The organism is Mucilaginibacter sp. P25 (genome assembly GCF_050859465.1).
Taxonomy (GTDB): domain Bacteria; phylum Bacteroidota; class Bacteroidia; order Sphingobacteriales; family Sphingobacteriaceae; genus Mucilaginibacter; species Mucilaginibacter gossypii.
This window is the reverse complement of sequence record NZ_CP193937.1, coordinates 5,427,442-5,440,313: the sequence shown is the minus strand read 5'-3', so window position 1 is coordinate 5,440,313 and position 12,872 is coordinate 5,427,442. Positions and strand designations below refer to the sequence as shown.

The window sequence follows — 12,872 nt, the reverse complement described above, 5'->3', positions numbered from 1 at the left end:
GCGGTATGAAGCTTGGTCTGGGTTATGATTACTTGCCTGTTGGGTCCATGACCTGTTATGACAGGCTGTGCCCATATATTCTCTCCATTTTTACATATCACCAAAGTATTACGAAGCTTAGCTAAAAGGGCTTTTAACCGATTTATTCATTTAATCAATTAAAAGAGATGCTAACGCAAAATTTAGGCTACCCGCGTATTGGTAGCCGGCGCGAATTGAAAAAAGTCTGCGAAAACTACTGGGCAGGCAAAACGGGCTTAAAAAATGTGCTTACCGTGGGTAAATACATCAGGGAAGAGAACTGGCTGCTGCAAAAGAAGCCGAGATCGACCTCATCCCATCAAATGATTTTTCATTTTATGACCAGGTGCTGGATCATTCACTGATGTTTGGCGCTATTCCTAAACGCTATCATGAAGTGATCAGTCAAAAAGGCAATACCGAGCTCGATCTGTATTTTGCTATGGCCCGCGGCTATCAAAAAGATGGATTGGATGTGGTAGCCATGGAAATGACCAAATGGTTTGATACCAATTACCATTACATAGTACCCGAGTTTTATAAAGACCAGCAGTTTAAACTGTTCTCCACCAAAGTTATCGATGAGTTTTATGAGGCTAAACAGTTGGGCATCGTTAGCAAGCCGGTATTGCTTGGCCCTGTATCGTACCTGTTGTTAGGTAAGGAGAAAGAGGCTGGTTTCGATAGGATAGACCTGATCAAAAATCTGCTGCCTGTTTATTTTGACATTCTGAATAAGCTTAAAGCTTTAGGTGCCGAATGGGTTCAGTTTGATGAGCCGTTTTTAGCACTTGATTTAAGCGAAAAACAACAAGAGGTATTTAAAGATACCTATAAGCAATTGAGGAAGGAATTTCCTTTTCTGAAGATAGTTTTGGCAACTTATTTTGAACGCCTGGGCGATAACACTCAATTAGCGGCAATTTTACCTGTTGATGTTTTACATGTCGATTTAGTGCGGGCGCCTCAGCAATTGAATGAAGTAATGGAGCATCTGCCCCAAAAAACTATCCTTTCTTTAGGTGTTGTTGACGGGCGCAATATCTGGAAAAATGATTTTGTTAACTCGCTGGTCATTATAAAGAATGCGAAGGATAAATTAGGTGCCGACCGCGTTTGGATAGCCCCTTCATGCTCATTGATCCATTCGCCATGCGATCTGCAAAATGAAACCAACGATGAAGTGCTTACTCCCGAAATTAAGCAGTGGCTGGCTTTTGCGCGGCAGAAAATAAACGAAGTGGTATTGCTGAGCAACTTATCGGAAGATGTGGTGAGCGATAGCAGCCTGCATCAACTGGCAAAAAACCGGCAGGCAAACGAGGCCCGCCGAACATCTGCACTGATCCATAACCCAGCGATTAAACAGCGTGTAAGCGCCATCACCGAAAATGATGCAAAGCGTATAAGTGCTTTTCCTGCACGCAAAGAACAGCAGCAGCAACTGCTTAACCTGCCGCTTTTTGCCACCACAACTATTGGTTCGTTCCCGCAAACCGCCGAAGTACGAAGCTGGCGTGCCCAATTAAAAAAAGGCGCGATAACCCCGGGGGAGTATAATAAACTGATAGCTACCGAAACTGAAAAGGCTATAAAATGGCAGGAAGAAATAGGGTTGGATGTGCTGGTACATGGCGAGTTTGAACGTAATGATATGGTTGAGTACTTTGGCGAACAACTGGCCGGTTTTACCTTTACACAAAATGGCTGGGTGCAAAGCTATGGCAGCCGCTGTGTTAAGCCACCGGTTATTTATGGCGATGTATCAAGGCCACAGCCTATGACGGTAAAATGGTCGGCTTATGCGCAATCACTAACCTCAAAATGGATGAAGGGTATGTTAACCGGCCCGGTAACTATTTTGCAATGGTCGTTTGTGCGCAACGACCAGCCCCGTTCCGAAACCTGTACGCAGATAGCATTGGCCATTCGTGATGAAGTTTGTGACCTGGAAAGCGCCGGTATCAAGATCATCCAGATAGATGAACCGGCCATTCGCGAAGGATTACCGCTTCGCAGGGATGACAGGGCAAATTACCTTGACTGGGCAGTTAAAGCATTCAGGATTTCGGCAAGCGGCGTTCAGGACAGTACACAGATCCACACGCACATGTGCTATTCGGAGTTTAATGACATCATTAAAAGCATAGCCGACATGGATGTCGATGTAATCACGATAGAAACATCGCGCTCGCAAATGGAGCTGCTGGATGTTTTTGCTGATTTTAAGTATCCTAACGAAATTGGCCCCGGTGTATATGATATCCATTCGCCGCGTGTGCCCAACAGGGAGGAAATGATCCGTTTGCTTAAACGCGCCCAGGCCGTAATACCCGATGCCCAGCTTTGGGTAAATCCCGATTGTGGCTTAAAAACACGGGGCTGGGATGAAACCCAAAAAGCCTTAACAGAGATGGTTGAAGCCGCGAAAGCTGTCCGCGAGAATGTTATCAGCAATGTAACTGCTTAAATAAAAAAACTACTGTGTATCCTTACGGGTACACAATAGTTTTATAGGTATAATTAAAAAATGGGTGTCATGTTGAGCCTGTCGAAGCATGGTGGGTAGGCCTCTGCGCGCGAGTCTTCGACAGGCTCAGACTGACAGTCCCTCTTTTGTCATTTCACCTTCAGAGGCCTCTGGATTTAAACACTCAGACTGACAGGCCTAAAGGGCCACGGGATTTAAATACTTAATATGACAAAGCATGAAAATAAACACTGCCCCCGGTGTAAAGAGCCCTTTGAATGCAAAGTAGGCAGCATCCTGTTGTGCCAGTGCCAGGGCATCAGCTTTACCGACCAGGAGCGCGATTATATCCGCTTAACCTACCCGGATTGCCTTTGCCGTAAATGCCTGATGGTTATGAAGCATGAGATCAGCTCGACCGCAGCTCAGGAAAAAATGAAAACGATACTTGAAGCAATCAGGAAAGGTAAGTAATAGTACAAGCCCGGTGCTGATAATCAAAAGCTTTTGGCTTTCTGCGTTCAGCCTTTTGCATCTATTTTATTTCTCCTGCTTCAAAAAGCTCATCCAAACGCCAGTGTGAATCATTTACCCCGCGTTCCATGCCCGATTGCAGCATGCCGTCACGATCAGTCACCGATTGGAAAACAGATTGTACAGTCACTTTTGTACGGTTCCCTGGTAGTGCTTCAAACCTGGTGGTTTCAAGCGTTACATGACCACTTTCTGGCAATCCTTCAAACTCAAATGTTTGGATGATACGTTCAGGCGCGGTTACATCATGGATAACACCATGAAAGCCATAATCATTACCGGCAGGGTCGGTATGAATATAACGGTAAGCGCCTCCGCTGCGGCAGTCAAACTTATCTATGCGCATTTTAAGTTCGCGCGGGCCCAGCCATCTAACAATAAGCTCAGGATCGGTGAAAGCTCTGAAAACCAGCTCACGCGGTGCTTCAAATTCGCGGGTTATAAAAAGCTCCTGTTTTCCGGGCTCGGCCTTAATTTCTGTTTGATTTTTTGTGGTGATCATGGTGTTTTTATTTAGGTGATTGATTAATCGTTATCGTTAGCTTCCTGCAAAAGCTTGATATCCATTTTGGTCATCTTCATCATGGCAGCCATAACTTTTTTGGCTTTTTCAGGATTTTCGTTGTTATAAAGTAATTCGCTCATAACTTCAGGAACAATTTGCCAGGTAACGCCGAATTTATCGTCGAGCCAGCCGCACTGATTGGTTTTGCCGCCGCCTGCAGGTAGTACTTCCCACAGATAATCAATTTCCTCCTGGGTTTTGCAGTTGATGTAAAATGATGTAGCAGGCGAAAAATTGAACATTGGTCCGCCATCTAAAGCTAAAAACTGCTGATCTTCTATCCTGAATGTTCCAACTAACATTTTGCGGCCATTGCCGGGATCGGTAAGTGAGCTTACTTCGCTTTCGGAGTTTTTGAATACCGAAGTATAAAATTTCAATGCTTCTTCAAGGTTGCCGTTAAACCATAAAAAAGGGGTTACTTTCTGGGTTGCTTTAAATGTTGCCATGGTTTCTGTTTTTTATTGATTAAAAATTTGTTGCTTTCGATATCTCAAAGTTACCTGCCCTGGCAAGGGCTAATAGTGCCCAAAAACGACGAGATAAGGGGGTATTAGCGACAAATTGATTTTTATCTCCCTGGCATTTTGCTCATATCCATGTGCAGCACATTCCAGCTATGGCCATCAGGATCAGTAAACAGGCAGCCGTACATCCAGCCATCCATTTCCCGGGGCTTGTGATTGCTTTTGCCACCGGCTTCGATAGCCTTTTGAGCCAGTTCATCAACTTCTTCCTTGCTTTCCGCGTCGATAGACAGCAGAACTTCAACTCCCTTTGCCGTATCCGCAAGACCGCAGTTTTCAACAAAGCCTTTAAAGGTGCTTTCGTCAAAAAGCATTACGGTAACATCTTTTTCGCCAACCTGCATGGCTGCAGAATTCGGGCCGTTACCAAATTGCGAGTTAAACCGGAAGCCGAGTTTGCTGAAAAACTCCTTTGATACATTTACATTTTTTACAGGCAGATTGATCCAGAATTGCTTCGTCATAATTGGTTATTTTAATGGTTTATCATTGTTTTTTAATTCTTCGAGCAGATTGTCGAGTGCGTCAAATTTTTCTTCCCAAACCTTGCGGTAACGCTCAACCCATTGAGCAACCTCTTCAAGCTGTTTCAGCCGGGGTTCGCAATACCGTTCACGGCCTTGTTTTTTAATAGCGATAAGACCGCATTCGGTTAAAATTTTTATATGCTGGGATATAGCGGGGCGGCTTACATCAAAGTTATCCGCTATGGCATTCAGGTTCATGGGTTTAAAGGCTATCAGGTTAATGATATCCCTGCGGGTTGGATCGGCAATGGCCTGGAAAACATCTCGTCTCATCTAAATCAAATATAATATGTAAGCGATTGCTTACAAATATAATATGTAAGCAATCGCTTACGCAAATTTTTTGAATATTTTTATTTGTAAATAAAAAAGGGGAGAAGTACAGGGTCAACATTTAAACATTCGGACTTGCCTAAGCGCTCAAAAACATTAGCGTAGTGTAACCCCTAAAAAAATAAATATTTGATTATGAATATCTTGTGAGTTATATTTTAAAAAAGTGGTAACCCTGTTAACCCTATTTATGTGCGTTTGCCCGGGAGTGAAATAGGCCATCCTGTATGATTCTCAAAAAAATCATCATCTTTGTGGCTGATAAATATATCCTAACAATATGCTGTTTGATCAAATAAGCCAAAAGCCGTTCTTTATTCTTGGACCCTGTGTAATGGAAAGCCAGGAGTTATTATATACTGTTGCCGAAAAAGTAGCCGAAGCCGGGCAGAAATACAATGTGCCGGTGATCTTTAAATCGTCATTTGATAAAGCCAACCGCACATCTATTCATTCATACCGCGGCCCGGGATTAGAGAAAGGCATGGAAATGCTGATGAATGTTAAGCAGCGTTTTGGTTTACCGATTACTACAGATATTCATGAGCCATTCCAGGCAGCTATTGTAGCCGAGGTTGCCGATATATTGCAGATCCCTGCGTTTTTATGCCGCCAAACAGACCTGTTGGTTGCGGCTGCCCAAACCGGTAAAATCGTCAACGTAAAAAAAGCCCAGTTCCTTTCGGGGCATGATATGTTTTATCCGGCTCAAAAAGTTATTGAAGCCGGCAATAACCAGGTAATATTAACCGAGCGGGGCAATATGTATGGCTATAATAATTTAGCTGTCGATTTCAGGAATATTTACGATATGAAAGCTTTTGGCCACCCGGTTTGTATGGATTGTACCCATTCGGTTCAGCGTCCGGGCGGAGCAGGAGGAAAAACCGGCGGCGACCGTACTTTTGTGCCCATGATGGCGCTGGCAGCAAAAGCTTTTGGGGCAGATGGCTATTTTTTAGAAACGCATCCCGATCCTGATAATGCCCTGAGCGATGGCCCTAATATGGTTAAGCTGCACGAACTGGATAAGGTTTTAGCACCATTAGTAGGGTAAGTTTTTGTTCTGAATGTCCGGATCCATGAAAGATATTGCAAAAAGGGTTTTTGATATTGAAATAGAGTCGCTGCAGCAGGTAGCCGGCTCAATTGATGATGAGTTTGCAAGGGTTGTTGATGCCATATTAAAATCAACAGGAAAGCTGGTTGTTATTGGCATTGGCAAATCGGGGCTTATCGGTAAAAAGATAGCAGCCACATTGGCCAGTACAGGTACACCGAGCTTTTTTTACATCCGGGAGAGGCTTTTCACGGCGATTTAGGGATGGTAAGCCCCAATGATATTGTTTTATTGATATCCTATTCGGGCGAAACCGACGAGGTGCTGAAACTTATTCCTTATTTAAAATGGAACAAGAATGTGATGATCGGCATAACAGGTAATCCTATATCAACCGTTGCCAAAAACTGCAGTTATCACCTTAATATAAAAGTTGAAAGGGAGGCTTGTCCGCTTGAACTGGCGCCAACCTCATCAACTACCGCGGCGCTGGTTATGGGCGATGCCCTTGCTATAGCTTTAATGGAGTCGCGAAACTTTCAGCAGCATGATTTTGCACGTTTTCATCCGGGCGGTAGCCTTGGGCGCAAACTGCTGGTAAAAGTTAAAGACCTCATGCGTACCGATAAGCTTCCTTTTATTAATGAGGAAGCTTCATTTATGGATTTGTTACTGCGCATGTCCGAAGGCAGGTTGGGTATGGTTATAGTGGGCGACGCGTCCCGGATTAAGGGGGTGGTTACAGATGGCGACCTTCGCCGGGCCTTGCTAAAACACCCGGATACCTCAACCTTAACCATCGCCGAAATCATGACCGTTAACCCGGTTATTATTGATGAGCATGAATTTGTAGGCTATGCCGAGCAGTTAATGCTTGAAAAAAGATCACTACCTTACTGGTGGGTTCTGCACAAAACCGGTCAATAACAGGTGTTTACCAGATATATACGGCCTGAAACACTTTTGATTAGCCTAAGCCGCGCATTCTTTGGATCGGGAGGCAGCTGATTTTGGTAATATTTGATTATCTTTACCGGTATCTATCATATTCTACCGTGTTAAATTAAATGTCTGATCAATCAAATTCGATCACTAATAAATTTCAGGCTCCTGCAAATATTCATATTGCAATAATAGGTCTTGGCTATGTGGGATTGCCCCTTGCTGTTGAATTTGCCAAAAAATATCCTGTAAAAGGTTTCGATATTAAACAAAGCCGGGTAGATGAGCTGAATAACGCGTTTGACCGTACCCTTGAAACCAGTAGCGACGAACTATCGGTAGTTTTAAATTTAAAGGATGAAAGCAAGGGCCTTACTTTCACATCGCAGATAACAGACATTGCTTCCTGTAACGTTTATATTGTTTCGGTACCAACACCTACCGATCAGCACAACCGGCCCGATCTGAGCCTGCTTATTCGGGCAAGTAAATCAATAGCAGGAGTATTGAAGAGGGGGATGTTGTTATTTATGAATCAACAGTTTATCCCGGCGTAACTGAGGATGTTTGTGTGCCTGTTTTACAAAAAGAATCAGGTTTGCAGTATAACAGGGATTTTTTTGCAGGATACTCGCCCGAGCGTATAAATCCGGGGGATAAAGTCCATACGCTGACCAATATTTTAAAAGTAACATCGGGCTCAACGCCCGAGGCTGCTGATTTTATTGACAACTTATACCGGTCAATAGTAAAAGCAGGAACGCATAAAGCCCCCGCCATTAAAGTTGCGGAAGCCTGTAAGGTGATCGAAAATTCACAGCGGGATATCAATATCGCTTTTGTAAACGAACTTGCCAAAATATTCAACATCATGGATATTGATACCCATGCGGTTTTGGCAGCGGCAGGTACCAAGTGGAATTTCCTGAATTTTAAACCAGGTCTTGTAGGCGGCCACTGCACAGGAGTTGATCCGTATTACCTTGCAGCAAAAGCCCAGCAAATGGGTTATCATCCCGAAATTATCCTGGCCGGACGAAGGCTTAATGATGGTATGGGTACGTACGTTGCCCTTGAAGTCATTAAACTGATGGTGAAGAATGATATTTCGGTAAAAAACTCAAAGATCCTGGTGCTCGGTTTTACTTTCAAAGAAAATTGCCCGGATGTTCGTAACACCAGGGTAATTGATATTATTAAGGGATTTGATGGTTTTGACGCAACCTGTGAAATATATGATCCATGGGCTGACCCGGATGAAGTAAAAAGAGAATATGGTATCTCTACATTAAAAAATTACGGGCAACTAAGCGGCGCTTACGATGCTATTGTTATGGCTGTGGCACATCGCGAGTTTTATGATTTAGACTATGCAAGCTTAAAACATAAACCATCATCGGTAATTTATGATATAAAAGGTATTTTAAACAAGGATGTTGTAAGCGGACGGCTGTAAATGTTTTTTTTACAGTTATTTTTTCGCATAGAAAATCATTTTTTTGTCACTGTTAACAGAGAATTCATTTTGAATAAATTTCTTAATTTCTAATTTTGTGGCTGTGAAAATAATACATTCGTAACCGTGTCTTCATTTAATTATGACATTGTTATTAGTAAATAATTATAGTAATTTTAGCAGGGTTGCATACTACATAAGCACATATACATGATTCACAGATACGCTACTTTTATTAAAGCAGTGAACCTTACCATTGATTATATTATACTTAATATGAGCATGGTAATTTCTTACTTCATTGAAGACCGGTCATATATTTTTGGATTAACAACAGGCAGTACCTGCCTATTGTGTTAGTTTTTAATCTAATTTGGCTGCTGTCAGCTAATATTACCGGGCTTTATGAACATGTTCTGAATAAAGATTCAATTAAAACCTATCGCGGTGTAATTAAAACTTATCTGCTGTTTGTAAGCTTTATTTGCTTCACTATCATTATATTGATAGGCACCAAAGCGTATTTTATAACACGCGAGTATCTTTTTTATTCACTGGCGTTATTCGGTTTCCTGCTTGGTTTATGGAAGTTAATATTCCTGAGCATCCGTAAAAGCGACCGCGCAACGCTTATCGATATACGTACTGTTATCATTATAGGTGGGGGCCGCATCGGGTCAGACCTGCATAGCTTTTTTAAACAAAACCCCGAACGTGGGTATAAGCTTGTTGGCTTTTTTGATGATGCATCAGACAGCGTACTTGATCAAAGCCTTTATTTAGGCGGTACTAATGATTGTATAAGCTATGTGCTCAACAATAAAGTTGATGAAATATTTTGTACCCTACCAAACTCTGAAGCCGAGAAAATAGAGCAGTTGATGCTTGATGCAGATAAAAATCTGATTAGGTTTAAATTTGTGCCAGAATATTACGACTACGCTAAAAAGCCAACTTTTATACAAAGCTTCGGCCATATCCCGGTTATATCCGTAAGGCCAGAACCTTTGGAGAACATGCTGAACCGCTCCATCAAACGCTTGTTTGATATCTGTTTTTCTATATTTGTGATCCTGTTTATTTTTAGCTGGTTATTCCCCATTTTGGCCATCATTATAAAGCTTGAGTCAAAAGGGCCGATATTCTTTGTGCAGGAGCGCTCAGGCAGGGACAATAAGCCGTTTAAATGCTATAAATTCCGTAGCATGCGGGTAAATCACGATTCAGATAAAAAACAAGCTACACGCGGCGATTCACGTATAACCAAATCCGGGGCATTTATCCGTAAAACAAGTATCGACGAATTGCCACAGTTCTTTAACGTAATATTAGGCAATATGTCTGTAGTAGGCCCGAGGCCGCACATGATAAGCCACACTCAACAATATTCGCAGCTTATTGATACTTTCATGGTAAGGCATTTTCTTAAACCTGGTATTACGGGTTGGGCCCAGGTGTCAGGCCTGAGGGGCGAAACTCAAACCACACAGGCTATGCTTGAGCGTGTGGAGGCCGACGTTTGGTATCTTGAAAACTGGTCGTTCCTGCTGGATATGAAGATTATCTTCCTAACGGTATGGAACGTGTTTAGAGGCGAAAAGAACGCGTTTTAATATGCCGATATTCCGGGATCAGCTAAGCCGAAAGGTTGAACTTTCCGGAATCCCTAAGCGGATCATATCCATTGTCCCTTCACAAACAGAATTGCTTTTTTACCTTGGCTTAAACGTTGAGGTGATAGGCATTACTAAATTTTGTATCCATCCGGCAGATAGGTTTAATTCAACAACGAAAGTAGGGGGACTAAACAGCTTGATGTCGAAAAAATCCGATTGCTGACCCCGGATTTAATTATCGCCAATAAAGAGGAGAACGACCGTCTTCAGGTAGAAGAGTTAATGAATATATGCCCGGTTTGGATCAGTGATATTTTTGATCTGGAATCGGCTTTGCAAATGATTGTTTGCATTGGTGATATGATAGGTAAGCCCGGGCAGGCAAACGTGCTTTGCACGGAAATTAATGGTGGTTTTAAGGGTATAAAGTTTTCTGTAACGAGGCTGGGAGTTGCCTATCTCATCTGGCGTAAACCCTATATGCTTGCCGGCAGGGGAACTTTCATTGATAGTATGCTGCAAACATGTGGACTAAACAATGTAACAGAGGGGAGCGTTACCCGGAGATTGATGCAAATGCTTTAGTCGCGGCTAATCCGGATCTTCTTTTTCTATCATCAGAGCCATATCCATTCGCTCAAAAACATATAGAGGAGTTTAGGGCGCTTTTACCAAATGCAAAGATAGTTTTGGTAGATGGTGAAATGTTTTCATGGTATGGCAGCAGGCTTTTATACGCACCCGTATACTTCAAACAACTGATAAATGGGCTTGTGAAAAATTAATTCCTACTAAATGAGCATGATAGCAAAAAAATGAAAATTATGTTTTTAAGTATAATTTTAAACGCTATCTTTGCAGCCTGTTAAATCAGAAACGCGGAAGTGGCGTAATTGGTAGCCGCACCAGACTTAGGATCTGGCGCTTCACGGCGTGGGGGTTCGAGTCCCTTCTTCCGCACTTAAAAGTAAAAGCCTTCAAAGTCATTGATTTTGGAGGCTTTTTTGGTTCGATAGATAGGTTATTTAAAATGTCATCCGTTTTAAGTATTTGTATTTTAGTGATTTACTGGTTCCAGTCCAGGCATCAACCCAACTACTCAAAGTTCAAAAAATCTTTGTTATACATGCTAATTCATTGCCAGGCTGACTTAAATTGCATTAAATTCTATGGTCTTATAAACAAAGTTTTTCGGCCTTTAAAACAAAACGTCTGAATAGGCTACCTTCTAATTTTGCTTTCATAAAATTCAATTATTATGGAACAAAATAATTATAATGGGACTTTGCAAAAACCGGTAGGTTCAGGCTTCAACGCAGTATCCACAACATCTGATGTTATAAAGGAAGTGGATCTTAATGGAAAAATTGCTATTGTCACAGGCGGCGACGGAGGTCTTGGCCTGGAAATCACCAAAACGTTGTCTAAGGCAGGTGCGGCAGTAATTGTACCTGCCAGGGATATTGAAAAAGCAAAATTAAATCTTCAAGGAATTGCCAATGTAGAAGTGGAGCCGATGAACCTAACGGAACCTGTCTCTATTACTTCGTTTGCTGAAAAATTCCTGGCATCAGATAGGCAATTGCATATGTTAATAAATAATGCGGGCATCATGTGGACACCTTTACAACGTGACAGCCGAGGTTATGAGGCACAGTTTTCTACCAACCACTTAGGACATTTTCAACTTACAGCAAAACTTTGGGAAGCCCTTAAGAAGGCAGAAGGAGCAAGGGTGGTGACGGTTTCCTCTTCTCGGCACACCATTATTCTCCTGTACTATTTGATGATGTTAATTATCATACGAGAGAATACAACAAATTTGAGGCGTACGGCCAATCTAAAACAGCTAACGTGCTATTTACTGTTGAACTTGATAAAAAAGCCCGTCCGTTCGGTGTCCGTGCTTATACACTGCATCCCGGTCTAATGTTGGATACCAATTTGAGCAGGCACCTGACCTTTGAAGATTTTGTTACTTTGGGTGCTGTAAATGCTGACGGCACACCCAATGAAGAAGCCCAGGCAGCGATGCAGAAAATGTCTAAGACTAAAGAGCAGGGCGCAGCCACAACCGTATGGGCCGCAACAAGTCCGCAATTGCAAAATATAGGCGGTGTTTATCTGCAAGATGTCGAAGTTGCCAGTTACAATCCCGATGCATACGATAGTAACGCAGGGAAGCGCAACCCTGGCGGGACATTCGGTGTGGCCCCATTTGCCCTGGAGCCGAATGCGGCACAAAGGCTTTGGGTTTTGAGCGAGGAACTTACTGATACAAAATTTGATGTTCAATAAACAAGACAAATAGGGCCCAAGCTGTTGGGCTTTATTTGCTTATTTTTGTATTATGGCGGTACGGCAAATAAATAATTACGCGGAGATTGTATTTACCTGTAGCGAAGCGGTACACCAAAATAGTGAACTGGTTGCGGAGGAACATTCTATTGTCCGGGTATTATCAGGCCAATTGAAAGTAATAGAATCTAATAAAACTTACTTTTTTGAAACTGGGGAAACTTTTTTATTTCCTAAGAACCGGTTAGCCCGGCTCATAAAAACGGGAAAAGACGATTTGCCCTACAGAGCGATTATTGTAAAGCTAACCCAAGATGTGCTGAAAGCATTTTACGAGCATAAAAAAATGAAGTCTTTACGGTATTTAAAACTGATGCCATAATTCCTTTATCTAAAGGGCCGTTACTGGACAGTTTTTTTGCTTCAATGCTTCCTTATTTTGATCTGGAATACAAATTACCGCGCGAACTTTCGGAGTTGAAAATACAGGAAGCGATAGCCATATTGCGATCTATAAATGACA

The 12,872-nt window shown here is 42.3% G+C and carries 12 protein-coding genes, 1 tRNA gene and 4 pseudogenes; 13 read left to right on the top strand and 4 right to left on the bottom strand.

Translation table 11 applies throughout. The annotated features are described in order from the left end of the window. The first annotated feature begins 167 nt into the window (after positions 1-167). Positions 168-2,491 (top strand): annotated as a pseudogene (gene metE / locus ACRQ5D_RS27440) (5-methyltetrahydropteroyltriglutamate--homocysteine S-methyltransferase). Positions 2,492-2,719: 228 nt separating this feature from the next. After that, on the top strand, positions 2,720-2,965 hold the full coding sequence (locus ACRQ5D_RS27435; protein WP_091162759.1) for a cysteine-rich CWC family protein: 246 nt from the start codon (positions 2,720-2,722) through the stop codon (positions 2,963-2,965). A gap of 61 nt (positions 2,966-3,026) precedes the next feature. Here the strand turns inward: ACRQ5D_RS27435 and ACRQ5D_RS27430 are convergent, their stop codons facing one another. The 4 genes from ACRQ5D_RS27430 to ACRQ5D_RS27415 form a co-directional block, all read right to left on the bottom strand. Beyond that, on the bottom strand, positions 3,027-3,527 hold the full coding sequence (locus ACRQ5D_RS27430) for an SRPBCC family protein (RefSeq protein WP_091162760.1): 501 nt from the start codon (positions 3,525-3,527) through the stop codon (positions 3,027-3,029). Between the two features lie 23 nt (positions 3,528-3,550). After that, positions 3,551-4,039: a VOC family protein gene (locus ACRQ5D_RS27425; protein WP_091162761.1), complete on the bottom strand. Its 489-nt coding sequence runs from the start codon at positions 4,037-4,039 to the stop codon at positions 3,551-3,553. Positions 4,040-4,161: 122 nt separating this feature from the next. Continuing rightward, complete coding sequence (locus ACRQ5D_RS27420; RefSeq protein WP_090527313.1) at positions 4,162-4,581, bottom strand: VOC family protein; 420 nt, start codon at positions 4,579-4,581, stop codon at positions 4,162-4,164. Positions 4,582-4,587: 6 nt separating this feature from the next. Beyond that, positions 4,588-4,917: an ArsR/SmtB family transcription factor gene (locus tag ACRQ5D_RS27415; protein WP_091162762.1), complete on the bottom strand. Its 330-nt coding sequence runs from the start codon at positions 4,915-4,917 to the stop codon at positions 4,588-4,590. 340 nt (positions 4,918-5,257) lie between these two features. On the opposite strand from ACRQ5D_RS27415, the gene kdsA reads away from it, so the two are divergent. From kdsA to ACRQ5D_RS27360, 11 genes and pseudogenes are all read left to right on the top strand, one after another. After that, positions 5,258-6,034, top strand: a complete 777-nt coding sequence (gene kdsA / locus ACRQ5D_RS27410; protein ID WP_091162763.1) for a 3-deoxy-8-phosphooctulonate synthase — start codon at positions 5,258-5,260, stop codon at positions 6,032-6,034. 25 nt (positions 6,035-6,059) lie between these two features. Beyond that, positions 6,060-6,299 (top strand): hypothetical protein, encoded by a 240-nt coding sequence (locus tag ACRQ5D_RS27405; protein WP_431198466.1) that lies wholly within the window; start codon positions 6,060-6,062, stop codon positions 6,297-6,299. A 2-nt stretch (positions 6,300-6,301) separates the two neighbouring features. Next, on the top strand, positions 6,302-6,964 hold the full coding sequence (locus tag ACRQ5D_RS27400; protein WP_431198465.1) for a KpsF/GutQ family sugar-phosphate isomerase: 663 nt from the start codon (positions 6,302-6,304) through the stop codon (positions 6,962-6,964). Positions 6,965-7,104: 140 nt separating this feature from the next. Then, positions 7,105-8,435: pseudogene (locus ACRQ5D_RS27395) on the top strand (nucleotide sugar dehydrogenase). A 353-nt stretch (positions 8,436-8,788) separates the two neighbouring features. Next, on the top strand, positions 8,789-10,048 hold the full coding sequence (locus tag ACRQ5D_RS27390; protein WP_431198464.1) for an undecaprenyl-phosphate glucose phosphotransferase: 1,260 nt from the start codon (positions 8,789-8,791) through the stop codon (positions 10,046-10,048). A 1-nt stretch (position 10,049) separates the two neighbouring features. Continuing rightward, a complete protein-coding gene (locus ACRQ5D_RS27385; RefSeq protein ID WP_431198463.1) occupies positions 10,050-10,274 on the top strand; it encodes a hypothetical protein in 225 nt (74 codons plus the stop codon). Further along, a pseudogene (locus ACRQ5D_RS27380) lies at positions 10,268-10,836 on the top strand (ABC transporter substrate-binding protein). The gene ACRQ5D_RS27385 and the pseudogene ACRQ5D_RS27380 overlap by 7 nt, the downstream one beginning before the upstream one ends. A 93-nt stretch (positions 10,837-10,929) precedes the next feature. After that, positions 10,930-11,011 (top strand) — tRNA-Leu (locus ACRQ5D_RS27375). A gap of 298 nt (positions 11,012-11,309) precedes the next feature. After that, complete coding sequence (locus ACRQ5D_RS27370; RefSeq protein WP_432327254.1) at positions 11,310-11,981, top strand: SDR family NAD(P)-dependent oxidoreductase; 672 nt, start codon at positions 11,310-11,312, stop codon at positions 11,979-11,981. Continuing rightward, on the top strand, positions 11,981-12,349 hold the full coding sequence (locus ACRQ5D_RS27365; protein ID WP_432327252.1) for a hypothetical protein: 369 nt from the start codon (positions 11,981-11,983) through the stop codon (positions 12,347-12,349). Before ACRQ5D_RS27370 ends, ACRQ5D_RS27365 begins: the two co-directional genes overlap by 1 nt. Positions 12,350-12,727: 378 nt before the next feature. Further along, positions 12,728-12,844: pseudogene (locus ACRQ5D_RS27360) on the top strand (hypothetical protein); the annotation flags it as partial. Positions 12,845-12,872: the final 28 nt, after the last annotated feature.